Source organism: Desulfosarcina sp. (genome assembly GCF_055467485.1).
In genome coordinates, this window is record NZ_JBUOIV010000055.1 from 1 (window position 1) to 24687 (window position 24687).

General features: G+C 54.6%; 24 protein-coding genes and 1 tRNA gene. 7 read left to right on the forward strand and 18 right to left on the reverse strand.

Annotation, left to right across the window (positions count from 1 at the left end; all coding sequences use genetic code 11):
- The 3 genes from ACZCED_RS19750 to atpE form a co-directional block, all read left to right on the forward strand.
- Nucleotides 1–417: ATP synthase subunit I (locus ACZCED_RS19750; protein WP_464861512.1), on the forward strand; the 417-nt coding region annotated here is incomplete at its 5' end.
- Nucleotides 418–419: 2 nt separating this feature from the next.
- Nucleotides 420–1109: a F0F1 ATP synthase subunit A gene (gene atpB / locus ACZCED_RS19755; RefSeq protein WP_462968015.1), complete on the forward strand. Its 690-nt coding sequence runs from the start codon at nt 420–422 to the stop codon at nt 1107–1109.
- A gap of 137 nt (nt 1110–1246) precedes the next feature.
- Nucleotides 1247–1528, forward strand: coding sequence for an ATP synthase F0 subunit C (gene atpE / locus ACZCED_RS19760; protein WP_464861513.1), 282 nt, complete (start codon nt 1247–1249; stop codon nt 1526–1528).
- Nucleotides 1529–1620: 92 nt separating this feature from the next.
- Here atpE and uvrA read toward each other — a convergent pair whose 3' ends face one another.
- The 3 genes from uvrA to ACZCED_RS19775 all read right to left on the reverse strand — a co-directional run bounded on the left by uvrA (nt 1621) and on the right by ACZCED_RS19775 (nt 5745).
- Nucleotides 1621–4464, reverse strand: coding sequence for an excinuclease ABC subunit UvrA (gene uvrA / locus ACZCED_RS19765; RefSeq protein WP_464861514.1), 2844 nt, complete (start codon nt 4462–4464; stop codon nt 1621–1623).
- A 28-nt stretch (nt 4465–4492) separates the two neighbouring features.
- The gene (gene pdxA / locus ACZCED_RS19770) at nt 4493–5536 is read right to left on the reverse strand and encodes a 4-hydroxythreonine-4-phosphate dehydrogenase PdxA (RefSeq protein ID WP_464861515.1); all 1044 of its coding nucleotides are present in this window, start codon (nt 5534–5536) and stop codon (nt 4493–4495) included.
- 71 nt (nt 5537–5607) lie between these two features.
- The gene (locus ACZCED_RS19775) at nt 5608–5745 is read right to left on the reverse strand and encodes a hypothetical protein (protein ID WP_464861516.1); all 138 of its coding nucleotides are present in this window, start codon (nt 5743–5745) and stop codon (nt 5608–5610) included.
- Nucleotides 5746–6204: 459 nt separating this feature from the next.
- Here ACZCED_RS19775 and dnaA point away from each other — a divergent pair, with 459 nt between their 5' ends.
- Together dnaA and ACZCED_RS19785 are read left to right on the forward strand one after the other, a co-directional pair.
- Nucleotides 6205–7530: a chromosomal replication initiator protein DnaA gene (gene dnaA, locus ACZCED_RS19780; RefSeq protein WP_464861517.1), complete on the forward strand. Its 1326-nt coding sequence runs from the start codon at nt 6205–6207 to the stop codon at nt 7528–7530.
- A 16-nt stretch (nt 7531–7546) separates the two neighbouring features.
- A complete protein-coding gene (locus ACZCED_RS19785; protein WP_462971803.1) occupies nt 7547–8938 on the forward strand; it encodes an FAD-binding oxidoreductase in 1392 nt (463 codons plus the stop codon).
- A 188-nt stretch (nt 8939–9126) separates the two neighbouring features.
- Here ACZCED_RS19785 and ACZCED_RS19790 read toward each other — a convergent pair whose 3' ends face one another.
- The 10 genes from ACZCED_RS19790 to ACZCED_RS19835 form a co-directional block, all read right to left on the reverse strand.
- The gene (locus tag ACZCED_RS19790) at nt 9127–9306 is read right to left on the reverse strand and encodes a hypothetical protein (RefSeq protein ID WP_464861518.1); all 180 of its coding nucleotides are present in this window, start codon (nt 9304–9306) and stop codon (nt 9127–9129) included.
- Between the two features lie 30 nt (nt 9307–9336).
- The gene (locus ACZCED_RS19795) at nt 9337–10107 is read right to left on the reverse strand and encodes an inositol monophosphatase family protein (protein WP_462970740.1); all 771 of its coding nucleotides are present in this window, start codon (nt 10105–10107) and stop codon (nt 9337–9339) included.
- An 84-nt stretch (nt 10108–10191) separates the two neighbouring features.
- Nucleotides 10192–11853 (reverse strand): GTPase HflX, encoded by a 1662-nt coding sequence (gene hflX / locus ACZCED_RS19800; protein WP_464861519.1) that lies wholly within the window; start codon nt 11851–11853, stop codon nt 10192–10194.
- Nucleotides 11850–13211: a replicative DNA helicase gene (gene dnaB / locus ACZCED_RS19805; protein WP_462970742.1), complete on the reverse strand. Its 1362-nt coding sequence runs from the start codon at nt 13209–13211 to the stop codon at nt 11850–11852. Before dnaB ends, hflX begins: the two co-directional genes overlap by 4 nt.
- 217 nt (nt 13212–13428) lie before the next feature.
- The gene (gene rplI / locus ACZCED_RS19810; protein WP_462970743.1) at nt 13429–13878 is read right to left on the reverse strand and encodes a 50S ribosomal protein L9; all 450 of its coding nucleotides are present in this window, start codon (nt 13876–13878) and stop codon (nt 13429–13431) included.
- Nucleotides 13879–13910: 32 nt separating this feature from the next.
- The gene (locus ACZCED_RS19815) at nt 13911–14882 is read right to left on the reverse strand and encodes a YybS family protein (RefSeq protein ID WP_462970744.1); all 972 of its coding nucleotides are present in this window, start codon (nt 14880–14882) and stop codon (nt 13911–13913) included.
- 51 nt (nt 14883–14933) lie between these two features.
- Complete coding sequence (rpsR, locus tag ACZCED_RS19820; protein WP_462970745.1) at nt 14934–15197, reverse strand: 30S ribosomal protein S18; 264 nt, start codon at nt 15195–15197, stop codon at nt 14934–14936.
- Between the two features lie 3 nt (nt 15198–15200).
- Entirely contained in the window at nt 15201–15650 is a 450-nt protein-coding gene (gene rpsF, locus ACZCED_RS19825) for a 30S ribosomal protein S6 (RefSeq protein ID WP_462970746.1), read from the reverse strand.
- Between the two features lie 278 nt (nt 15651–15928).
- Nucleotides 15929–16005: transfer RNA gene (locus ACZCED_RS19830), tRNA-Lys, on the reverse strand.
- Nucleotides 16006–16094: 89 nt separating this feature from the next.
- A complete protein-coding gene (locus ACZCED_RS19835; RefSeq protein WP_462970747.1) occupies nt 16095–16853 on the reverse strand; it encodes an RNA 2'-phosphotransferase in 759 nt (252 codons plus the stop codon).
- 335 nt (nt 16854–17188) lie between these two features.
- On the opposite strand from ACZCED_RS19835, the gene hemL reads away from it, so the two are divergent.
- Entirely contained in the window at nt 17189–18472 is a 1284-nt protein-coding gene (hemL, locus tag ACZCED_RS19840) for a glutamate-1-semialdehyde 2,1-aminomutase (RefSeq protein ID WP_464861520.1), read from the forward strand.
- Nucleotides 18473–18551: 79 nt separating this feature from the next.
- Here the strand turns inward: hemL and ACZCED_RS19845 are convergent, their stop codons facing one another.
- The 5 genes from ACZCED_RS19845 to ACZCED_RS19865 form a co-directional block, all read right to left on the reverse strand.
- Nucleotides 18552–18863, reverse strand: a complete 312-nt coding sequence (locus tag ACZCED_RS19845) for a hypothetical protein (RefSeq protein WP_462970749.1) — start codon at nt 18861–18863, stop codon at nt 18552–18554.
- Nucleotides 18864–18968: 105 nt separating this feature from the next.
- A complete protein-coding gene (locus tag ACZCED_RS19850; RefSeq protein ID WP_464861521.1) occupies nt 18969–19898 on the reverse strand; it encodes a peptidoglycan DD-metalloendopeptidase family protein in 930 nt (309 codons plus the stop codon).
- Nucleotides 19899–19928: 30 nt separating this feature from the next.
- Nucleotides 19929–20285: a hypothetical protein gene (locus tag ACZCED_RS19855; protein ID WP_462970751.1), complete on the reverse strand. Its 357-nt coding sequence runs from the start codon at nt 20283–20285 to the stop codon at nt 19929–19931.
- A gap of 175 nt (nt 20286–20460) precedes the next feature.
- The gene (locus tag ACZCED_RS19860; protein ID WP_462970752.1) at nt 20461–21966 is read right to left on the reverse strand and encodes a sigma-54-dependent Fis family transcriptional regulator; all 1506 of its coding nucleotides are present in this window, start codon (nt 21964–21966) and stop codon (nt 20461–20463) included.
- Nucleotides 21967–22097: 131 nt separating this feature from the next.
- Entirely contained in the window at nt 22098–22937 is an 840-nt protein-coding gene (locus tag ACZCED_RS19865) for an SIR2 family NAD-dependent protein deacylase (RefSeq protein ID WP_462970753.1), read from the reverse strand.
- A 216-nt stretch (nt 22938–23153) separates the two neighbouring features.
- Here ACZCED_RS19865 and mpl point away from each other — a divergent pair, with 216 nt between their 5' ends.
- Nucleotides 23154–24617: a UDP-N-acetylmuramate:L-alanyl-gamma-D-glutamyl-meso-diaminopimelate ligase gene (mpl, locus tag ACZCED_RS19870; RefSeq protein ID WP_464861522.1), complete on the forward strand. Its 1464-nt coding sequence runs from the start codon at nt 23154–23156 to the stop codon at nt 24615–24617.
- Nucleotides 24618–24687 lie beyond the last annotated feature (70 nt).

Genomic DNA, 24687 nt, shown 5'->3' on the forward strand with positions numbered 1-24687 from the left:
TCCGACAGCAGCGAAAAATTGCTTACAGTGAAACCTATTCAGCAGCGCTTACTCACATTCGTCACACGATCCAACTGGGTGCTTCTGGCTGCAGTCAGCCTGCTGGGAATGCTGGCGGCGACGCCGGCATTCGCCCGGGGAATCATCTTCGGCGGACTTATCGTTACGATCAATTTTCACCTGCTGGCCCATACCCTAAACAAGGCCCTTCACCCGAAGCGGCTGACTTCCCCCAACGTGGTTCTGGTCAAATACTACATCCGATTCATCATCAGCGGCGTGATTATCTTTTTTCTCATCAGCCAGCAGGTGGTGAACCCCATCGGTCTGTTCATCGGTCTGTCCGTCGTGGTGGCCAGCATCACCCTGGCCACCATGGTTGAGCTTAAAAAACTATTTTTCAAGGAGGCGGTCTAAGGATGGAGCATCCCTATCTATTTTTCGTGAAGATTTTTGAAGCGATCGGGCTGGGGCATTTCGCCCACGTTTATCCCCACGTGGTCTACTCCTGGGTGCTCATGGCGATCCTGATCATTGCCGGCGCCCTGGCCACCAAGACCATCTCCATGATACCGGGAAAAGCCCAGAACCTGTTTGAAGTGATCGTCTCGGGCATTGAAGAGTTCATGGTTGAAACAGCCGGCGAAGAAGCGCGCTGGCTCTTCCCCCTGGCGGCCACGATTTTTCTCTACATCTTTATCGGCAACCTGATCGGTATCATCCCCGGGTTCTTTCCGCCTACGGCCAACCTCAACACCACGGCCTCCTGCGCCATCGTAGTAGTGGTGTTCACGCACATCATCGGCGTCAAATACCATGGTGTCAAATACATCAAACACTTTATGGGGCCGGTCTGGTGGATGGCGCCGCTGATCTTTATCATCGAGATCATCGGGCACCTGGCGCGGATCCTTTCACTCTCTTTCCGTCTGTTCGGAAACATGATGGGCCACGAGATTGTACTGGCCATTCTGTTCGGCTTGGCCGGCGCCTTTTTTGCCCCCCTGCCGATCATGGCCTTGGGGATCTTCGTATCCTTCGTGCAGGGATTTGTTTTCTTTCTCCTGTCCATTATTTACTTCTCCGGGGCCATGGAACACGCCCACTGATGGGGAAGCGATCAAGGGAAAACCGTCGATTCGCTGATGCGGATCACGCCAATCGGTGAATCGACTTGTGTTCAATCGGTTTGGGGTAACTGGAAGAAGCCCTAATCATCAATCTTTTAAAGGAGGTAGTGTAGGATATGGAAGCTCAAGCATTGCAGTTCTTCATCGCGTGTGTGACAGCAGCTGGTTTTGGTATTGCAGTGGCCGCCTTCGGTTGCGGTATCGGACAGGGCATGGGCCTCAAGTCCGCCGTTGAAGGTATCGCCCGGAATCCCGAATCTTCCGGTAAAGTCACCGTGACCATGCTGATCGGTCTGGCCATGATCGAGTCTCTGTGTATTTATGCACTCGTTGTGGCGCTGATCCTGATCTACGCGCATCCCCAGGCAGGCGCCATTGCAGCGCTGTTCGCCAAATAAGTCCGTACCTGCCAGAGCATAACATGAAAAGGGCCGCTGCTTGATTGCCGCGGCCCTTTTTACGTCTGGATTCCTGGATCAGATTGCCTTACCTACCGGCGGTGAAGGATTTTTTCCAGATATCGGCCGGTGTGGGAGGCGGCCACCCGGCAGAGGGCTTCCGGCGTTCCTGCAGCCACCACCTCCCCGCCGGTGTCGCCTCCTTCGGGTCCTAAATCGATGACATGATCGGCGGTTTTGATCACATCCAGATTGTGTTCGATGACCACCACCGTGTTACCTGCATCCACCAGACGGTTCAGCACCCCAAGCAGTTTGCGGATGTCATCGGGATGAAGTCCCGTGGTGGGTTCGTCCAGAATGTAAAGGGTGCTTCCGGTATCCCGTTTGCTCAGTTCCCGTGCCAGTTTGATCCGCTGGGCCTCGCCACCGGAGAGTGTCGTGGCCGACTGGCCGATGGGGACATAACCGAGCCCGACATCCACCAATGTTTGCAGTTTGGCTCGGATGGCATCGATGTTTCGAAACATGGCCAGGCACTGGTCGACGGTCATGTCCAGCACTTCGGCGATATTTTTGCCTTTATAGCGGATTTCCAGGGTTTCGCGGTTGTATCGCCTGCCCCTGCAGATATCGCAGGGAACATAGATGTCTGGCAGGAAATGCATCTCGATGCGAATGATTCCGTCTCCTTCGCAGGCTTCGCAACGACCGCCGCGAATGTTGAAGCTGAACCGGCCGGGTTTGTAGCCCCGCATTCTTGCTTCGGGTGTCCGGCTGAAGAGATCCCTGATCGGTGTGAACAGGCCGGTATAGGTGCCGGGGTTGGATCGGGGCGTCTTGCCGATGGGGGATTGGTCGATATCGATGACCTTGTTGATGTTCTCCAGTCCGGTGATCCGCTCGTAATGGCCGGCCAGCAGATTGAGCTGTTGAAGGCTGCGGATGGCTGCCCGGTAAAGGGTTTCCAGAACCAGGGTGGATTTACCCGAACCAGAGACACCGGTAACGCAGGTGAACACACCGGTGGGGAAGGATACGTCGACGTTTTTCAGGTTGTTCTGACGTGCCCCGACGATGCGGATTTCGCCTTGGCCGACGGACCGTCGTTTGGCCGGAACATCGATCTGCAGTCTGCCGGACAGGTATTTGCCCGTCAGGGATGTCTCGTCTTCAAGCAACAACCCCGGTGTTCCCTGAAAGACCACATGGCCACCCTCGATACCGGCACCGGGCCCCATGTCGACGACATGATCGGCGGCCAGGATCGTTTCTTCGTCATGCTCGACCACCAGCACCGTATTGCCCATGTCCCGCATATTCATGAGCGTACCCAGCAAACGTTCGTTGTCGCGTTGGTGCAGGCCGATGCTGGGCTCGTCCAAAACATAGAGCACACCGGTCAATTTAGAGCCGATCTGGGTGGCCAGGCGAATTCGCTGGCTTTCTCCGCCGGACAGGGTGTGGGCCGGCCGGTCCAAGGTCAAATAGGAAAGTCCCACATCGTTGAGAAAGGACAGGCGTCCGGCAATTTCCTTGATGATTTTTTCGGAAATCACACCGCGCTTGCCACCCGGCCGGAAGGCGTTGAAAAACGTCTGCAGATCGGAAATGGAGCGGGCGGTCAAATCGCCGACCGACTCTCCGTTGATCTTTATATGCCTGCTCTCCCTGCGCAACCGTGACCCCTTGCAATGGGAGCAGGGCGACTCGGCCATGTAATCGCTCAGGGGGGTTTTCTCGGCGGACGATTCCGCTTCGGCATATTGCTGCTGCAACTGTGGGATAATACCTTTAAATGGTTTCAGTGTTTTTTTGATGCGGCCGTTTTCATGGACCGTAAAGGGAATCTGCTGGTCGCCCGAACCGTACATGAGCACCGTTGTGAACGCCTCGGGTAGGTCCCGGTAAGCGGTATAGATATCCACGCCGTAAAAGGCGGTGAGATCTTCCAGAAAATCCCCAAATGCTACTGAGCGGCGATGGGCCCAGACGGAAATCGCTCCATCTCTCAGGGAGAGTTCGGGATTGGGGACGACCTGCAGGGGCGAAAAGCGTTTGATCGTGCCCAACCCGCCGCAATGCGGGCAGGCACCGTGGGGAGAGTTGAAGGAAAAGCTGGCCGGCGACAGTTCCGGATAGCTGACGCCGCAACGTTTGCAGGCGGCGTTTTCACTAAAGTGCAGAGCCTCTTTGACCTCCTCCATGTGGTTGCCGACAAATGCCACCTCCACCTGTCCTTCGGATCTGGCGATGGCCAGTTCCATCGAGTCCGCCAGGCGGTTGCGGATGCCCGGGTTGAGGATCAGCCGGTCGACCACCACCTCTATGCGCGGGGAAGCGGCGCTGGATAGATCGACCGCAGTGTCCAGCGCATGGATCCTCCCATCGATGCGGACCCGGGCGAACCCGTCTTTTCTCAATCGTTTCAACAGGCCCTTGTAACTGCCCGCCGTCTCTTCCGCAAGCGGGGCGAGAACCATGAGCCGGGATCCTTCAGGCCGTTCCATGACCGCTTCCACCATCTCGTCGATGGTCTGGGCAAGGATGGGCTGGCCGCACTGATAACAATGGGCGATTCCGGCCCTGGCATAGAGCAGCCGGATAAAATCGTAGATTTCGGTTACGGTGCCCACCGTCGAGCGGGGGTTGTGGATGGCGGTTTTCTGCTCGATGGCAATGGCCGGAGAGAGACCGTCGATCAAGTCCACATCGGGCTTTTCAAGCCGCTCGAGAAACTGCCGGGCATAGGTGGACAGTGATTCTACGTAGCGCCGCTGGCCCTCAGCATACAGGGTGTCGAAGGCCAGGGTGGATTTACCGGAGCCAGACAGGCCGGTGATCGCCACCAGTTGGTTGCGGGGCAGACGAAGGCTGATGTTCTTCAGGTTGTGCTGCCTGGCCCCTTCGATGGTAATTGCGTTTATGGTCGTCACGGGTTCGGTCGGGTTGATGGTTCGAGGTTCACGATTGAAGCGGCCGTGCCGGTTGTGGGATGTACTGGCGGTTCAGCCATCCGGCCTGGTTTGCAGCCATGGTGATGGCAGTTACCATGCTTTCCGGCGAGGCTTGCCCCGTGCCGGCAATGTCGTAGGCGGTACCGTGGTCAACCGATGTGCGGACGATGGGCAGCCCCAAGGTGGTGTTGACGCCGTCATCGAAGTGAATCATTTTAAACGGTCCCAATCCCTGATCATGGTACATGGCCACCACCGCGTCGTAAGCGCCCTGGGATGCCCTGAAAAAGACGGTGTCAGGCGGATGGGGGCCGGTGACGGCAATTCCCTGAGATGCGGACAGGCCGATAGCAGGGATGATGGTGCGCTCCTCTTCGCTGCCGAACAGACCGGATTCACCGGCGTGCGGATTGAGCCCGGCCACGGCGATACGTGGCACCGGCAGGCCGAAGCGGGTTTTCAGGGCATGATCGGTCAGACTCACGATGGCTGAAATGCCCTGTGCGGTCAGGGCCCGTGGGACCTCTTCGAGGGGAATATGGATGGTCGCCAAGACGACCTTGAGTCGGCTTCCGGCCAGCATCATGGCATAATTCCGGGTGCCGGTACGTCGGGCCAGAATCTCCGTGTGTCCATTAAAATGGATATCGGCCATCTTTAATGCGAGTTTGTTGATGGGGCCGGTGGCGATGGCTGCAACGCGGCCGGCGATGGCATCATCGATCGCCGCATTCAGGTAGGCCGACATGGCCTTTCCGGAAATGGGGGTGGGCCGGCCCCATTCAAGCTTTTCGGTATCCATGGCGGCTGGATTGATTACAGGGATACTGTCTTTCCCTTCGCGGGCCTCGGTGATGGATGATATTTCTGAAAAATGCAAACGGACGCCGGTTGACGCCACACCCGCGCTAAGGCGTTTCGCATCGCCGTAGACAACGGGTTGGCAACATCGCCAGACGCGCGGATTGGAAAGGGCTTTGGGGATGATTTCCGGGCCAATACCCACCGGATCCCCCATGGTGATTCCCAGCAACGGTAAATTCGATCTCATTTTCTGGTCGGTCCAAGATTGTTGGGTTGACGCGTTCGGCCATCATACTTAGCCCATGCGGGTTTGTAAATTCATTTCCATTCATCCAGATATCCACCGCGTTTACGTTTCATCGGTGGGACGCCATCGGTCATGGCGCGACCGGTATAAGGCGCCCTGGTATTTTTGGAAACCAGCGGTTCAGCCGAATCAGCGATGTTGTCTGCCATCCGCTCAAAACCGGTTCCAAATAATGACATAAAAACGTAAATCAGAGAAAAAATGAAAAAAACGTAGTAAAACAGAGTTTACTGTATTGTTGACACATTGTTGATAACTCCCGATCTGCTTAAAATGCTTATGGAAAAATCACGGGTTTGAAAAACCTTGTATTTCGAAGCAGTTGCTTGGTAAAAACGTAGTAACTAACAGAAAAAATTATAATTAAAAATCTTTGTGAGTATTGTGTTAGCAATTTGATTAACCCACCGTCTTCAACATTGACTTGGAACATCCTATTTTGTAAATAACTCGCCAGTCGTCGAATTTCGCGGCTGCCTTTCTGAAAACCTCAGATAATTAACCAACAGCTTCATATTTTAAACCAGTAGTCGGCTGTTTCATTAAAGCTTGCAAATAATTGCTAATGCTGCTGAAGGGGATTTATTTTTTAAATGGACCAGATCTGGATGTCAGTGAAATCTCTGCTTAAGGAAAAACTTCCTGGCCACAGCTACCGAATGTGGATTGACCCCATCGAGTTTAGCAAAAATGAAAACGGCGCCATGGTATTGGCTTGCCCCAACCTTTTTTCAAAAAAGCGGATATCCGACAATTATGGACAAATGATCGAAGACGCCGTTTCCAGTGCAGCGGGCAAGGCCTTCAAGGTCCGCCTGATCGTGGGGCCAAGCCAAACCATGGAACGCAAAGAAATAGAACAGGAACGGCAGATGAAACTGCCGGACATCGACATGCCGACCAATGGCGGCCGGCTGCTAAGGAAAGACTATACCTTCGATCAGTTCGTCGTCGGCAAGAACAGTGATTTTGCATACTCTGCAGCCCTGTCGCTGGCAGCAAGCAACCTGGGAAGCCAGAACGCCCTTTATCTGCTTTCGAAAACCGGGTTGGGAAAAAGCCACCTCTCCCAGGCGGTGGGGCACCACATCTATCAGGCCTTTCCCAATGAGCGGGTCTATTACATCACGGCCGAAGACTTCATGAATGAGATGACTGACTCGTATCGCAGCAGCAGCATCCATCGATTCAAGGAAAAATACCGCCAGAACTGCGACGTCCTGCTGCTGGAAGACGTTCACTTTCTGAGCGGAAAAAGCGGGACCCAGGAAGAGCTGTCCAATACGCTGGAAACATTGATGAATGCCAATAAAAAAATCATTTACTCCAGCAACTACCTGCCGTCGGACATTCCCAAACTGAATGACAAACTCAAATCACGGCTATGCTCCGGGCTGATTTCGAAAATAGACGCCCCAGACTACAAGACCCGTCTTCGAATACTTAAGAAAACGGCGTCGTCCAGTGGGTACGATTTTCCTGAGGAGGTCCTGCAATATCTGGCATCCGAACTGACCGACGATGTGAGGCAACTGAAGAGCGGATTTATCGGTGTCGCCGCCAAGGCATCGTTGCTTGGATCGGATGTGGATTTAGCGCTTGCCCGCAGCGTCGTAAAAAACATTGTCACCTCGCGAGAGGGGATCACCCTCGATTCTATCAAGCGGTTGGTTTGTAAGTATTACAATGTCAGCATCGTGGATCTCACTTCTCCCTCCCGGCGGCAATCCATCGTCCGCCCGCGGCAGGTGGCCATGTACCTATCCAGGCGGTACACGGATCACTCGCTTCAAACCATCGGCAAGAGTTTCAACCGATATCATGCAACGACCCTGCATGCCCTCAAGGCTGTGGAAAAGGGCGTCAAGGAAAAAGGTCCCTTTCAGAAACACGTCGAGTTCTTGTCCGAGCGTCTGGAAAAAGGAAAGATCTGATTCGGCAGGGAAAACCATGGCGATCCATCCCGACTGTCTGGAACAACTGGAACGTATCGTCGGTACCTCCCATTTCTCCTCCCAGCGTGAAGATCTGATCTGCTACGCGTATGATGCCACCGCCAGCCTGCATGTCCCCGATGCGGTGGTCTTTCCGGCGACGGCCCAAGAAGTGTCGCGGATTATGACACTGGCCGCATCCTTCCGGACGCCGGTGATTCCGCGGGGCGGCGGCTCCGGCATGACCGGCGGGGCCCTTGCCGTCAAAGGCGGCATTGTCGTCGTCTTCAACCGCATGAACCGGATCGTTGAGATCGATCCGGACAATTTGACCGCCCGCATTCAACCCGGAGTGATTACCGCCGACTTTCAACATCAAGTGGCCCGGCAAGGACTGTTTTACCCGCCTGATCCCTCCAGTGCCAGCTTTTCCACCATCGGTGGCAACCTGGCTGAAAATGCCGGTGGACCCAAGGCCGTCAAATACGGCGTTACCCGGGATTATGTGCTGGGGTTGGAAGCAGTGCTTCCGACTGGAGAAATAATTAAAACTGGCGTACGCACGGCCAAAGGGGTGGTCGGATACGATCTCACCCGGCTCATCGTCGGGTCCGAAGGCACCCTGGCCCTGATTACCGAGGCAACCTTGAAACTGCTGCCGATGCCCGAAAGCGTGATGACCCTGACGGTTGCCTTTGCCAGCATGAAGACGGCCGCCCGGGCGGTTTCTCAACTGATTCGCAGTCATGTCGTTCCCCGGACGATTGAATTCATGGACAATGCCTCAATTTGCCTGGCCGAGGAGTATTTGCAGGTGGGGCTGCCGGTGGACGCTGACGCGCTGCTGATCATGGAGGTGGACGGAAAACGTCAGGAAATCGATCAGCTGGCCCGGACGCTGGAAGATCGTTGTCGTCATCTCGGTGCCGTTTCGGTCAACCTGGCTGAAACCGAAGAACAGGCGCAGCGGCTGTGGCAGGCCAGAAAAGCCATTTCCCCAGCGCTGTTCAAGCTGGCGCCGCACAAGATCAACGAAGATATCGTGGTCCCCCGAAGCCGGGTGCCCGACCTGGTAGCCAAGATCGACGACCTCAGGCGTCAGACCGGCCTTACCATGGTGGCCTTCGGCCATGCGGGAGACGGCAACATCCATTTCAACATCATGCTGGACAAATCCGATCGGACTGCGCTGGCAAAGGCCAATCGAGCCGTGGACACCCTTTTCGACTATACCTTGGTGCTGGGGGGGACGATTTCCGGAGAACACGGGGTTGGTATCACCAAGGCCCCCTATTTTCGCAAAGAGGTCAGCCATGAGGCGATGACGCTGATGCAGCGCATCAAACAGGCCTTTGATCCGCTGGGATTGTTGAACCCTGGAAAGATCTTTCCCGAGGTGATCGCGTAAGGCGGGGGAACTGCGAAAGGATCCTTGCGACAAGCGATCGGACGCCAATCCGCGAGGGTGATCCTATACTACGCCTCAGGTGGCGGGGTTAACCGTCGAACGCAAATTCGATTGTCATCCCTGCTTTGCCGCATGGCACTGCAGGGACATGCAGAACATTTCCCGCAGGTCGCTGCGGCGGGCAGGGCTCAATTGGCTTTTATCACCATGCTGCTGGCAGAAACCAACTCTTCCAACATCTCAAACCGTTCATTCTGATCGTTCTCGATGGCGCAACGCAGACTCAGGGCACACCGCTGGCGGCAGATGGGGTCGGTTTTCCGGTATCGGCCGAAACAGCCCAAGTACTGATCTAACGAGCGTTCCATTTCCTGTTCCGATGGTATTTGCAAATCCTGTCACTCCAGTATGTTGAGTAGTTCATCATGGATGAGGCCGTTGGTGCTGACAATTTCACCCGCGTCGATCGTATAGGGGGCACCTGAAAAAACCGTCGTTCGGGCACCGGCTTCCGAGGCCACCAGAAAACCGGCGGCCGTATCCCAGGGTTTGAGATGCTCCTCCCAGAAGCCGTCGAAACGGCCGCTGGCCACATAGCATAGATCCAGGGCTGCCGAACCCAGTCGGCGGACGCCCTGGGTGGCCGTCAGGCAACTGCTGAAACGCCTGATCAACGGCTCGAATATGGTCTGGTGATCGTAGGGGAAACCGGTGACCAGCAGGCTGTCGTCAAGTTTGGAGGTCTTGGATACGCAAATGGGTGCGCCGTTGAGTTGGGCCCCCTGGTCCTTGATCCCCACGAACAGTTCGCCCAAAAGGGGCGCCAGGACGAACCCGGCCAGGATGCGGTCATCGACTGCAAAGGCGATGGAGACACAGAATAGCGGCAGGTTGTGGGCAAAATTGGTCGTGCCGTCCAATGGATCGATGATCCATCGTCCGCCGTTGCCTGCATGGGCTCCGCTCTCTTCTGCCAGGATGGCGTGGTCGGGAAATGCCTTGGCGATGGTGTCGATGACTGCCGCTTCGGATTGGATGTCGGCTTCGGTCACCAGATCGATGGCCCCTTTTTTACGGATCGATCGAAGTCCGCCGAAATGCTCCCTGAGAACCTTGCCGCCGTTGCAGGCGGCAGCGATCCCCACCCGTTTGATCCGTTGCATATCCATAAGAGCAACCGTTTACAAATATTTGGTACAGTCTGTCAACTGAATTGTCGGTTTAGGTCTAACCATTTAATATATAAAAATAAATTACAATTTCCCGCCACTTCCAGCGCTGTTTGCATACAGGTGTTCCACGGCGGCTTCCATCTTTTCCGACAGGGGTTTCAGGCTCAATCGGTCTAATGCGCTGACTGCGATGCCATCCAGGCGCTGGATCAAGCCCTCACAGGTTTCCGGATCCACCCGGTCCATTTTGTTGAGCACCCGGATGGTTGGAATGCCAGCCAGGTTGAGTTCGGCGAGGATCGTTTCAACAGAATGGATCTGATCCGGATGGCGTGGATTGCTGATGTCGATGATGTGCAGCAGCAGATCGGCATTTTCAAGTTCTTCCAGCGTGGCCCGGAAAGCAGCCATCAGTTCCTTGGGCAGATCCCGGATAAAGCCCACCGTATCGGTAATGATCACCTCGATATCTCTGGGAAACCGCAGGCGGCGGCTGGACGGGTCCAGAGTGGCGAACAGCTTGTTTTCAGCCAGTACCCGGCTTTGGGTCAACTGGTTGAGCAGGGTGGATTTACCCGCGTTGGTGTAACCGATGATAGAGATGATGGGAAGGCCCTTTTTTTGTCGACGGCTTCGCTGCTGGCTGCGATTTTTCTGAACGGTGGCGACTGCCTGCTCCAGGCGCCGAATGCGGTCTCTGGCCCGCCTCCGGCTGATTTCAAGCCGGGTTTCCCCCGGACCGCGACCGCCGATGCCGCCTGTGAGCCGGGACATGGCGGTATCCTTGGTTACCAGTCGGGGCAGGATATATTTCAACTGGGCCAGTTCCACCTGCAGCTTGCCTTCGCGGGTCTGGGCCCGCTGGGCGAAGATATCCAGGATCAATTGGGTCCGGTCGATAACTTTGATCTCGGTGCGGTCGGCAATGGAGCGAACCTGGGACGGATTGAGCTCCTGGTCGAAGATGATCAGCGTTGCACCCCGGTGAAGCGCCATGATGGACAGTTCGTCCAGTTTGCCGCTTCCCATGAGAAAACGGGGGTTGGCTTTTTTCCGTTGCTGCAGAACCGTATCAATAATGCTGATATTGGCGGTACGGGTCAGTTCCTCCAACTCATCCAACGAATCGACGGCATCTTTTCGGGGACCGGTAAAGACGCTCACCAGCAATGCGCGTTCGGACCCCGCCTGGCCGCCGCCGGTGTCGCTCTTTTTTCGGGCCAATTCGGCTTCAAGGGCCTGGATCAGGTTCAGGCAGTCGATACCCGGTCGGAAGGGCGGGATCGGATCCATGATCTGGTAGGGCCTCGATTCGCTTCCACCCGGAAGGATGTGGGCCCAGTGGATCAATGCCGGTGCACCGGTTGCAGTCATGGTGACAACTGCCATCAGATCCAGTCGAAGGAGGGCCAGGTCGGTCAAGTCGTCCTGGGTGAGGGGCGTTTCGGCCAGATGCGTGTGGACGCACCGGAGCCCCCGAAGACGGTCCGGGGCCAGGCGGTAATCCTTCAGATCAGGGATGACGATGCGGTCCACTTCTCCCATCAGCACTTGAACAACCTTGCCGCTGCGGTCGACCAGCAGGCCTATCTGTCGGCTGGTTTCGGCGGAGAGGGCGCACAGGTCCCGGCACAATTCGTGGGAGACAATGGCCTGGGGGGGGACGCGTCGTCGGCTGAGGTTTTCCAACCGCTTGATTTGGCTGGATTTGAGTCCCAACAGGTTGCCGAAGATCTCTTTCATTCCGTGGCCAGGTTTTCGAAGCGCGTGTAGGATTTAAGAAAGGCCAGGGGAGCCATGCCCGTGGGACCGTTTCTCTGTTTCGCCAGAATGATTTCGGCCGTGCCCCGGTGGGGGTTGTTTTCGTCCCGGTTGTAGACTTCATCCCTGTAGATGAAGGCCACCAGGTCGGCGTCCTGCTCCAGGGCACCGGACTCCCTCAGGTCAGACAGCTGGGGGCGTTTGTCGCTTCTCTCCTCCAGCTTCCGGTTGAGCTGGGACAGGGCGATGACAGGTATGTTCAGCTCCTTGGCCAGAATTTTCAGCGAGCGGGAGATGTCCGAAATTTCAAGATCCCGCCGTTCGATGTTGGCACTGCCCCGCATGAGCTGAAGATAGTCGATGATGATCAGGCCCAGGCCCTTATCCATTTTCATGCGCATGGATTTGGTCCGAATGGAGGTGGTGGAAATATCCGGCGAGTCATCGATAAAAAGGGGGGCTTCGGTGAGCCGGCCGGCCGCGTCAGTGATGCGGTTCCAGTCCTCCTTGTTCAAAAAACCGCTGCGAATGCGGGAAGAATCCACCCGGGCCTCGGCGCAGAGCATGCGCATGGAGAGCTGTTCTTTTGACATTTCAAGCGAAAATATGGCCACCGGCACCCCGCCTTCGATGGCGGCATTGCGCGCCATATTCAGGGCGAAGGCCGTCTTCCCCATGGCCGGGCGGCCGGCGATAATGATCAAATCCGAGTTTTGAAATCCTGAGGTGAGCGCGTCCAGCTTTGAGAAGCCGGTAGTGACACCGGTGACCAGCGCCCGGTTGCCCTGCCGCTCCTCCAATGCGTCGATGTTGGATTCGATGATTTTGCTGATGGGGAAAAAAGCCTGCTTGGCCTTTCCTTCGGAAAGCTCGAAAATGGCGCTCTGGGCAAATTCGATGACACTGTCGACTTCTCCACGGTCCTCGAAACACCTGTTGGAGATGGTGTTGGAACGCTCGATGAGGCGCCTCAAGATGGCCTTGTCGTGAATAATCCGCGCGTAGTGATGGGCATTCACCGCCATGGGCACGGCGTCCACCAGCCGGGCCAGGTAGGCGGCCCCGCCGATTTTTTCCAGTTCGTCCTTTTCCCTGAGCAGGTTGCTCAAGGTGACCAAATCTACCGGTTCGCTCTTGGCATAGAGCGTTTCTATGGCGGCAAAGGTGATCTTGTGGGCCGTTTTGTAGAAATCCTCGGCAGAGAGGATCTCGAGAATGTCAATGAGCGTGCTGTTGTCGATCAGGATGGCACTGAGAATCGATTCTTCGGCCTCGATGCTTTGGGGCGGAAGTTTGTGAAATGCAGGGTCTTTGGGTGCCGGATGCAGAGTGTCGGGCATGAACGATCAACTTTTTGGATAAACACCGGGAGTCTTTTGCCGCTTCGGCTCAAGAACTCCCGGCAATCTGTTTTGAACCGCGATAGCCATTTCGCCGCCCGCCGCTTGCGGCGCTATCGCCCAGCGAACCGGCGGCCGAATGACATCTTTTAGGTGCCGACTGTCAGTGGCGGTTTCGCCGATCATTTCCCCACGCTTCGACGCGGGGAAGATTCAATCAGGCTTCCTCGGGAACGACTTCCACGGTGATCTCAGGCTTGATGCCCTGGTATACGCGGATGGGAACCTTGAATGTGCCGATGGTTTTAATCGGTTCAGTGAGCAGCACCATCCGCTTTTCCACCTCGACATCCTGTTTCTTCAGCGCCACGATGATGTCTCGAACGGTTACGGAACCATAAAGCTTGTCTGCTTCGTGGACCTTCGATGCAATGGTCACCGAGACGGCCTCCAGTCGGTTGGCCATCTCCCGGGCGAACTCTTTTTCTTTGGCAATCTGCAGTTCGAATTTGGCCTTTTCCTGCTCAAGGATCTTGCGTTGCTGGGGGGTGGCCGGAACGGCCTTGCTCTGGGGGAGCAGGTAGTTGCGCGCATACCCGTCAGCCACATTGACTTCGCTTCCGATGATGCCCAACGAACTGATGGTTTCCTTCAAAATTACTCTCATGCTAAACCTCCGAAAAAAGGACCGCCCGGATGTTACGCGGGCAGATCCGGTTCATGCTTATTGGTGTCAATCTTTCTAAAATTGATCCACATGTCAAATAACCCGATGCCGATGATTACCAGCAGGAAAAGCTGCTGCAAAGCGATCATCATGTACAGGACCACCCGGATGAACCGTGGCAATTTCTTTTTTTCAAAGAAAAACGAAACGATGGCGATACCCTGGATGAAATAGATGGTCAGCAGGACCAGCAGACCGTTGACACCGATCAGCCGGATATCCGTTATGGGCAAAAACATGACCAGGCCGCAGCCAATGACACCCCATATCAGCACTTCGGGAGCCTGCCACCGGTTGAGTTGGCCGAAGTCCGGGAAAGAAAGTCCCCGGCGCTGCATGATCGGCCGCGCGGCAATCAAGTTGGTCCAGGCCACAAACAGCGTGGACGCGGCGGCCAGTGAAGGCAGAATCCGCACCAGCACGAATTGAATCTGGTCAAGGGAGCCGGAAATGGTGTCAATGGTTTCCTGCGGGATGCCGATACCTTTATACAGTTCGAGGGACAAGGCCAGGTTCGTGGCCACGTACGATGAAACCAGGGCGTATATTCCCGTATTGGCGACCATGCTGTAGAGCAGGATGCCGACCAGGCCGGTTCCCAACACAATACCGCAGGCGGCCGCGACGGTCATCTCTACGGACAGCTCTTTTTCGAACATCTCGCTGATGGCAAAACCCAGAAACATGAGCCCTGAAAAAAAGAGGATGTCCATGGTTAAACCGCCAAAGACAAGGCCCATTACCGTGATGGCCACCAGCGGGACAATCATGCCGCGGCGTCTGCCCAGTTTAGCCCGGTAAAACAGAACCGGCAGGGGAATGAACATGGAGAAGAGAAAACCCACCACCGGCATAAAGACCGACACGGAAAAAATGACGAGGGTGGCCATTACGCCGGTAGCGATATCTTTCGACACTTCACTTTGAAATGGCAACAGCGCCATCCGCTTCTCCTGGTAATAAACGTTCTTGTCCTGCCGGTTGCGCTTGACCGGCTACAGGTCAAAGTTTCCAACGTAAGGCAGCAGGGCAATGGTCCGTGCGCGTTTGATGGCATGCGTCAGGGCTCGCTGGTGCTTGGCGCAGGCACCCGAAATCCTCCGGGGGATGATTTTTCCCCGTTCGGTGGTGAAATACTTCAGCGACCGGGGATCCTTGTAGTCGATAATCAGGCTCTGGTCTGCGCAGAATCGGCAGACTTTGCGCCGGTGGAAAACTCTTCTTTTCTTTCTTCGGGGGCGGGGTTTTGAAACGGCCATGGGTTACTCCTCTTTTTTATCTTGGATGGGTTCATTGTTCTCGGTTGGTGCTTCAGTTTCAACGGTTTCGTCAGCCTTTTCGGCTGCCGCCTGCTCTGCCGTCGCCGCCTGTTCGGCCGCTTCCGCCTTTTCCGCCAGATCAGCCTTGATGGCGTCGAGGTCGGCATTTTCGTCCAGCAGGACGGTCATGAACTTCATGACTTTGTCGTCAATCCTGAAAAACCGTTCCATCTCCTGAATCAATGCTCCGTCACCGCAAAAATCCAATCTTACGTAGTGTCCCCGATTTTTCTTCTTGATGTCGTAGGCCAGTTTCTTGGTTCCCCAGTCATCCGTTTCGATCAGAAACCCGTCGTACTGTGGAATCAGATCGTTCAGACGCTCGAAGATCGGCGTTTCTGCCTCCTTCGATAGGTCGGGGTCGATAATGACGATCGTTTCGTAACGCTTCATACAACCTCCTTGTGGCTTAACAGCCCCGGCCAACGACCGGAGCAAGGATGAGTGATTCCATCGGAATCAACAAAAATTAATACAAATATCACCAACAGAAAAATGCTGTCAAGAGCTTAGTGCTCCTGCTCGTAAATACGATGATGCATTGGCAGGTGAATGCCGTTGCATAAATGAAGGGGGGGGGCTTAGTGCAAATTTGTGGGTTCCATCGGTGGCGGTGGGTATTGGCCTGGCATAAAAAAAGGGGCGGCGGTTCCGTCCCTTGGAAAATTCGTTGGTGGGCCGTGAAGGAATCGAACCTTCAACCTACTGATTAAGAGTCAGGTGCTCTGCCTAGTTGAGCTAACGGCCCTTTGCGTGTCAAAACAAAGGCGTCTAATAACAGCCACGATGGTGGATGTCAATGCGTTTTTTTACCGTTCGGGCCAGACGGACGGACCGCTAATCACCTGGCCACCCCCTGGCTTTGTTCCGACTGCTTTGTTTTCGGTCCCGCTTCCATTCATTCTTGCGCTGACGTGATCTTTTTGGGGTCCGATCGTTGGGGGTGGAATCATTCTTCAGGTCCATATAGAAGCTTCCCGGCGTTTTCGGAACCACTTGGGATTCGTGCCTGTGCGCCTGTTTCGCCTCCGGTTGTTGTTTGGGAAGCGGTGGACCGCTCAAACTCCCGAGCGGCAAGCTATCAGACAAAAACATCGACTTGCCGAACCGCCGAACCGTGGCCCCGTTTTTTCGGGCAATCTCCGAGTTTACAGTCACAATTACAGGAAACGGATGGATCCGCCGGCCAAGTCGTTCGGCCATGGCAAAATCGCTGGTCAGGATGATCCGGTTTCCCGAGGCTGCAGCGGGCAGGCCTCTTTCAAGCAATGCCGGGTAAGCTCGCGGGCGAACCGGGTAATAAATCAGCTTGGGGAACGTGTCCGGGATCTCCGGTGAAAAGAGACGGCTTCGGTCTTTGGCCCGGACCCGGTTGTCTTCGATCTCAATCGGCGGCCAACCGGTGGAGTAGATCACTTCACGAATTTGATTCAACCGCACATGGCGCCAGCCGGATTCTTCACCCAGAGACTTCATCAGGTCTTTAATTTTCACGTAGCCATTTTCGTCGGGAAGCAGGCCAAATTCATCAGGCTGCCGGCCAAGTATATAAACCAGCAATTTTGCGAGTTTGTCTACGGTATGGCGGTGTTTCATCGGCAGTCGTAAGCACCTGCAGGCATTGAGATTGGCCTGGCATTCAAGGGAATTGGCCAGCCTTCGTCACTCCGGCTTGACCTGACTGACCGTGTTTGATAGTTTCCGCATCTAACAACCTAAAAGTCAACCCGTTTTATTCCGCACAAGGCTTCGAAAAGAAGAAATGGACCTGAGATCGAACCGGGTGCCGCGGTTGACACATGGACCGTCAATGGTTTCATGCGTGGCCGCATTGGGCCATTGACGCAACGTTTCAACCCGTTCGACGATCGACTGCAATGGTATCATTTTTATTTTTCAAGGGCTCTTAGCATCAGAAAGGATAACCTGCAATGAACAGAGTGAGATCCTCTGCATTTTACAAAAGGGCAAAGGAGTTGATCCCCGGCGGTGTGAACAGCCCGGTCAGGGCCTGCCGTTCCGTTGGAATGGATCCATTGTTTATCGACCATGCCGATGGGTGCCGGCTGTTTGACGCCGATGGCAACGCCTTCATTGATTATATCGGTTCGTGGGGCCCGATGATCCTGGGCCACCGGCATCCATCGGTGATCGCTGCCATTTCGTCCGCATTGGAGAAGGGGACCAGTTTTGGGGCACCTACCGGACTGGAAATTGAACTGGCAGAATTAATCGTGGAGGCTATTCCCTCGATGGAGATGGTGCGTATGGTTAATTCGGGAACGGAAGCCACCATGAGCGCCATCCGGCTGGCTCGGGGTTTCACCGGTCGGGATACGATCATCAAATTCGACGGCTGCTACCATGGGCATGCCGATTCTCTGCTGGTGGAAGCCGGTTCCGGCGTAGCAACCCTAAAGCTTCCCGGCAGTTCAGGCGTCCCCGCTGCGTTCGTCGAGCATACGTTATCGCTTCCCTATAACGACATCGATACGGTGAATAAGGTGATGGCGGAAAAGGGGGACCACGTCGCCTGTATCATTGTTGAGCCAGTAGCTGGAAACATGGGTTTGGTGCTGCCGGACGACGGGTTTCTTGAAAGCCTTCGTGAAACCTCTGAAAAATACGGTGCCCTGCTCATTTTCGATGAAGTCATGACCGGATTCAGGGTCGCTTTTGGCGGGGCTCAGGAACGTTACGGCATAACGCCGGACCTTTCCTGTTTCGGTAAGATTATCGGCGGAGGCCTGCCGGTGGGTGCCTACGGCGGCCGCTGTGAAATAATGGAGCACATCGCTCCCAGGGGAACCGTATACCAAGCCGGAACCCTGTCAGGCAACCCGTTGGCCATGGCCGCGGGCATAGCGACGCTGAAGCAATTGAAAACGCCCGGTTTCTTCGAACGCCTGGAGATCCAGGCCGAAAAGTTGATTACCGGATTGCAATCACTGGCACAAGAGGCGCATGTTCCCGTTTCCTGCGCCCGGTCAGGCGGGATGCTGGGCCTGTTTTTTATCGATCAACCGGTGACGTGTTTTACCGACGCCAAGAAATCCAATTTAGAGCGATTTTCCTCCTACTACAAGGGGATGCTGGAAAACGGCATCTATCTCGCACCCTCTCAGTTTGAAGCGTTTTTTTTATCTGCTGCCCACGATGAAGAGGCCATCGAACAAACTCTCTCTGCGGCCGGGAAGGTCTTTGCCGATCTTTAAAAAAGTGCGTTAAAACGAAAAACCCTTGCCGGCCGCTGGGCTGGCGAGGGTTTTTTCCTTAGTGGTTGTCAGTCCCGGGTCAAAAGGAATAATTCAAGCGGATCCATGGATTCAGAAAGTCGTCTTGCTCGTTCGCCGCATCGAAGGAGGCGTCTCCCTGGACATAATCGAGAATACATTCGACATCGATGTTTAGGGAAGAATTGGCTGAAATCGGCATGCAGACCCCGCGATCATGACTTCCTTCCAGCGTGGGGATTGTGTTGGTGTTCATCAGGGCATTGCCGGGGGGGGCGGTTCTCAGTGATCCGTAACCGGAACCGGTGCTGCATCCACAACATAAGATCGCCATCGCTGATACCATCAAGAAAACTGTCTTTTTCATTTTCATAGCCTTCTTTTTTACCGATGGTGCCGTGTTGTCAAACTGTTCTGTGCCCTTTTGTATTGCTCTGATCCAAATTTGTGTCTGGTTTTGTGCAACCTGTTTTGCCCATCAATTGAAAAAGTAATTCACCGGATTGACGGCCACCCCGTTTAAGCGGACTTCGTAGTGAAGGTGCGGGCCGGTGCTCCGGCCAGTATTTCCCACCAGGGCTATGGTTTCGCCCCGTTTCACGCGTTCGCCCTTTTTCTTGAGCAGCTTCTGAACATGACCGTAACGGGTCACCATTCCGAATCCGTGCTCAATGGCTACCATGTTTCCCATCAGCCCCTTGCTGCCGGCAAAGGTTACCAGGCCGTCTGCCGGTGCGATAATCGGCGATCCTGCATGGGTGGCGATGTCAAGTCCGCGATGAAATTCCCGGCGGCCGGTGAATGGGGATTCCCGGTATCCGAAACGCGATGATACCCACCCTTTTAATGGACGAATGGAGGGGGTCGCGGCCAACAGATTGCGTTTTCCTTCCAGCTGGCTGAAGATTGATGAAAATGACCGTTGCTGGTTATGGGAGGCCTGGTCGATTTCATCGATCTCAACGTGCATGTCTCTTACCAGTTCCTGGTAGTCTTGTTCCATCACCGCTGTGGGATCCAGGTCTTCCGGATCGGAACCGCCTACACCAAAGATACTTGACCCGTCATTGTTGGGTTCGAGATTGGCAATGATCCGGATTTTCTGTTCAAAATCGCCAAGTTCGGCTAATTTTGTATTCAAGGCATTTATTTTGTTCGAAAAAGAGACGATTTGACTCTGGTGTTGTACCACCCGTTCTTCCTGTAACTGTAGGGATGAACGAAGGCGATGGACATCTTTCACTTCTTCTTTCAGCCGAAGATAATCGGAAATGCCCAAATACAGTGCGGTTGAAGCAGCCATCACGATCATGAAGGCCATCGGCAGCAGAAATCTGGGAATGCTTGTCTGCTTGACCGGTGTGCCTGCGGCGTCGAAAATCAATAGGGTCAGTTTCTTTTTCATCATCACCATCATCGGGTAGGCTTGTTTAATACTTTAATTCTGAAAGGTTGCTTGATTTATCGGTACCAGATCAATTGTGCAATGCCCCTGGAAACGGCCTTTCCGTTCGCTGGAAATATGGCCAATCCGGGTTTCAATCTGTTTTTTGGGACATTGGGCGTCGCTGCTATAGTAGGTCATGTTCAGAACACTGCCGGCCTTGAGCTTGGGAAGAACGGCAGAATTTTCCTTGACCACTACGAACATGGGGCTGGATTCGCTGTGCCATATTTTGAATTGATAGAGCGGATGAGGCTCGTCTACAGCGAATTCCACACTGTAGAACCCTGCGGGCGGCAACGAATGGTTAAGCTTGCTGACGGTGCTGGTGTTCACTTCGATGGCTGTCATGGCAATTCCTCCGGGAAACAATAGTCGGCTCAGAACCAATTGTTGAATGCAACACAGCAATCCTTAAGCAATTCTGATGCCATGAAATACATTGACTCGTGGCCAGAGCATCACACGTGAACTGTTTATCGGCAGGTTTAAAACGATCTTGAATCGGAATGGAGAATAGGAAGGGTCAGGCAAGATCCCGGATGTCATATCGGGTGATCAGGCGTGACAGGTAGGTCCGCTGGATATCCATGACTTTGGCGGCCTTGCTTCTGTTGCCGCCGGTATGCCTGAGGTTGAGCAGGATAAATTCTTTTTTAAACTCGTTGAGGGCTTCATCGAGCGTGAGTCCGACCTTCAGGCCGGCAAATTTTGGCAGAGAGGCGGAGATGGGCAGATCCTCCGGCATGATTGTCTTTCCGTTTCCCATAACCACGGCGCGTTCAATGGCGTTTCTCAATTCGCGGATGTTGCCGGGCCAGTTGTAGCGACACATTTTATCCATGGCCGCTTCAGATATGGTCAGGCTCGACAGGCCGGTCTCCTTTTTGAACACGTTAAGGAAATGATCGACCAGAAAGGTAACGTCTTCAAGTCGCTCTCTCAATGGGGGCATATTGAGTTGGACCACGTTCAGGCGATAAAACAGATCCTCCCTGAACTTTCCTTCCTCCACTTCTTTCTTGAGATTTTTGTTGGTAGCCGACAGCACCCGCACATCCACGGTGATGGGCGTGTTCCCACCGACTCGGTAAAACACGCCTTCCTGCAGCACTCTGAGCAGTTTGGCCTGTATTCCCGGGGCCATCTCACCGATCTCATCAAGAAACAAGGTCCCTTCATGGGCGGTTTCGAATTTTCCAAGTTTACGGCCCGAAGCACCGGTAAAAGAGCCTTTCTCATGGCCGAAAAGTTCCGATTCCAAGAGGGGTTCGGGCAGGGCAGCACAGTTTAAAACCACCAGCGGTTTCTCTTTACGGGGGCTTTCTCTGTGGATCAGACGTGCGAGCAACTCCTTGCCTGTACCGCTTTCACCTTGAATCAGAGCCGTGGTTTTGGTGCGGGATAGTTTTTGGGCATCCTCCAACACCTTATTTAAGATTACGCTTTTACCGATAATCTGGTGCTTCTCGCCCAGTTCCTTCTTTAGGTCCTGATTTTCCTGGCGAACCTGTTCAAGGCTTCGTGCGCTGCCGATGGCCAGAGCGGCAAGGCTGGAAAATTCTTCAAGAACATCCATGTCCGCAGGGGTAAACTGGGTGTTGTCCTTTTTATTGATGACCTGGACGACGCCGATGGTGCTGGTGTTTATTTTTAAGGGAACGCAGGCCATGGAGCGGGTTTCATAGTCGATGCTGTCGCTTATTTCGCGCATCCAGCGGTTGTCCTGCTGGGCATCGGCAATGAGCAGCGGTTGGCCGGTTTCGGCCACGTGACCGGCGATTCCCTGGCCTATCTTGATCCTGAATTCTTTGATCTCCTCGCCTTTGGCGCCAGTGGTCACCTTGAAATAGAGCATGTTCGTGGTTGGATCCAGCAGAAGCAGTGAAGCGGCTTCTGCGCGCACGACGCCGGTGGCCGATTCGATGATCAGTTGGAGGAGTTTATCCAGATCCTGTACGGAAGAAACCCAGGACGAAATGGCCTTCAACTGGTCAATGGGGGCGTTGGCTTCGCAGGTGTCTGTTTTCATAATTGATGATCTTTGCGGCGATTTGGCCTGTAGTTGGTAGAATGATGGGCGCTGCCTGGCATGAATGTTACCAACCCGACCTCATATTAGCTCATGCGGCCATCAGGTGTCAAATCAAATGATGGATATCATTAAAGATTAGACTGCACTGATACAATTGTGCGCAGCAGCGAGACCAGGGCTTCACTGCTAGTGCGTCGGATTGAGATTCCGCGGCCCGACTGCATGGCCAGGCCGGCAAAAGGATTATCGGCCACGTTGATGTCAAACATTAGACCACCGTTGCCGAGCACCAGCTTGACGATCTGATTGGGCAGCGTCGTGGTCCCCGCGGTTCCCACGGTGATCAGCAGGCGGGTCCGCTTCGCCGTCTCGATGGCGCTGTTAAAATGATAGTGGCGTTCGTCATAGGTTTCGTCGAACCACAGCACGTTCGGTCGAAGCCAGCCACCACAGTCCGCGCAAATCAGCTGCCGGCGCTCCGCGTCGGACAGCAGACCTCCTTTTGCCTTGGGTGAAACGCCTTCAGGCAATGAGAATATTTCGTCCGAGCAGGCCGATGCACATCGGACCTGGAAAATATTGCCATGAATCTGAAGGGTTCGCGCAGGGCTGTTGCCGGCGCGGATATGCAGATTGTCCACGTTTTGGGTGATCAGGGTAAACCGGTTTTTCAGATGGGCTTCCATGGATGCCAGGGCGTGGTGGCCAGTGTTGGGTCGGGCTTTTCTGCATAGGCCCATGCGATACAGATACCACAGCCACACCGCTTCAGGATTTCGGCAAAACATGGCAACCGTTGCCATCTCCTGTGGATGATAGTTTCTGGAACCGATCGTCCAAAATCCTTGCGGTCCCCTGAAGGTGGGAATGCCACTTTCAGCCGATATGCCTGCGCCGGTGAGAACGGTTATATGCCCGTTGCCCCGGATGACTTCTGATAAGATTTGATCGGTAGTTGGTTTGCTCAATGGTGTTCACACCGCATGTGGTTTATCATGACTATGCCAATTCAGCCGGTCCGGCCGGCAGCAAATGCTTCCACGCAATCGTGCTGGTGGCATGCGTGTCGCCTAAATCCGCTGTAAGGCGTCGATGGTCACCGATGCAAGTAGGCGGATGAACCGCTTGTGATTCGATGGCAAATCGTCTACAGATAGGTCCATCCCGTGCACGGGGTGTGGCCGTTGAAAAAAACAGACCAGATTGAAAAGGAATCGGGCGCCATGATCATGCCGGAAAACAACCGTATCCCGAAAAAGGTGAAAACCGTTCATCTGATTGCCGTTTGCGGAACGGCCATGGGAGCCCTGGCCTGCATGCTCAAGGATATGGGGTACCAAGTCACCGGTTCGGACAACAATATCTACCCGCCGATGAGCCGCTTTCTCGAGGATAAGGGGGTCTCAATCATGGCCGGGTTTGACGGATCCCACTTGTCCTACCGGCCGGATCTGGTTGTGGTCGGCAACGCGGTACCGCGGGAAAATGCCGAAGTGGTCGCCACTGCTGAAATGGCGTTGTGTTACTGTTCCATGCCCCAGGCGGTCAACCACTTTGTGGCCGCCGGGAAGCGTCAGTTGCTGGTGGCGGGAACTCACGGGAAAACGACCACGTCGGCCATTCTCGCCTGGATCCTTTATTCCGCCGGTCGGGAGCCTTCGTTTATCATCGGCGGCATCCTTCCCAATTTTATGAGCAACTACCGCACCGGAACCGGCGATTGCATTGTCATCGAAGCGGATGAATACGATACCGCTTTTTTCGATAAAGGCCCCAAGTTCCTCCACTATACTCCGGAGGCCGCCATTTTGACCAGTGTTGAATTTGACCATGCCGATATTTATCGTGATGTGGACCATGTTCGAGACGCGTTCGGACGTTTTGTAGCGAAAATCAGTCCTGATTCTCTTCTGGTCAGCGTCGACGATGATCCCAATGTCACCGGTCTGGCAGGTCTGGTGTCGTGTAAACAGCTACCCTACGGCATGAAAACAGATTCGCCCTGGCAGTTGGGCGCAACCGACATCCAGCCACCCGCTACCCGTTTTCAGGTCATCAAGAATGGACAGGACTACGGATCGTTCCAGACCCGAATGATCGGGGCACACAACCTGAAAAATACCCTGGCGGCCATCGCGGTGGCCGATTATATAGGGGTGACGCCAGAAAAAATCGGCGATGCGCTGGCCAGCTTTTCCGGAGTGAGGCGGCGCCAGGAGATCCGCGGTGAAAAGCGGGGTGTTATCGTTATGGACGATTTTGCTCATCATCCCACTGCCGTCAGGGAGACGCTGCGGGCGGTCAGATCCCATTTTTCAAGAAACAGGATCATTGCTGTGTTCGAGCCGCGGACCAACTCGAGCATGCGCAGGGTATTTCAGCAAGAATATGCAACCGTTTTCGATCCGGCGGATCGAATTTGCGTCAGAAAGCCCTCGATGCTCCAAAAAGTTCCCGAAGGTGAACGATTTTCCAGTGAACGACTGGTTGCCGACCTGAAACAAAGAGGCAAGGATGCAGCCCATTTCGAGAATACAGAATCCATCATTGATGATCTGGCCCGCTCATCGCTGGGGGGCGATGTGATCCTGATTATGTCCAACGGCGGGTTCGACAATATCCACGAGAGATTGCTTGACGCGTTATAAAAAAATAAAACTGGGATGGTTGGCCTGCGACCCATCCTGCCTGCCGCTTTTGCCATGGTCGTTTGTCGAT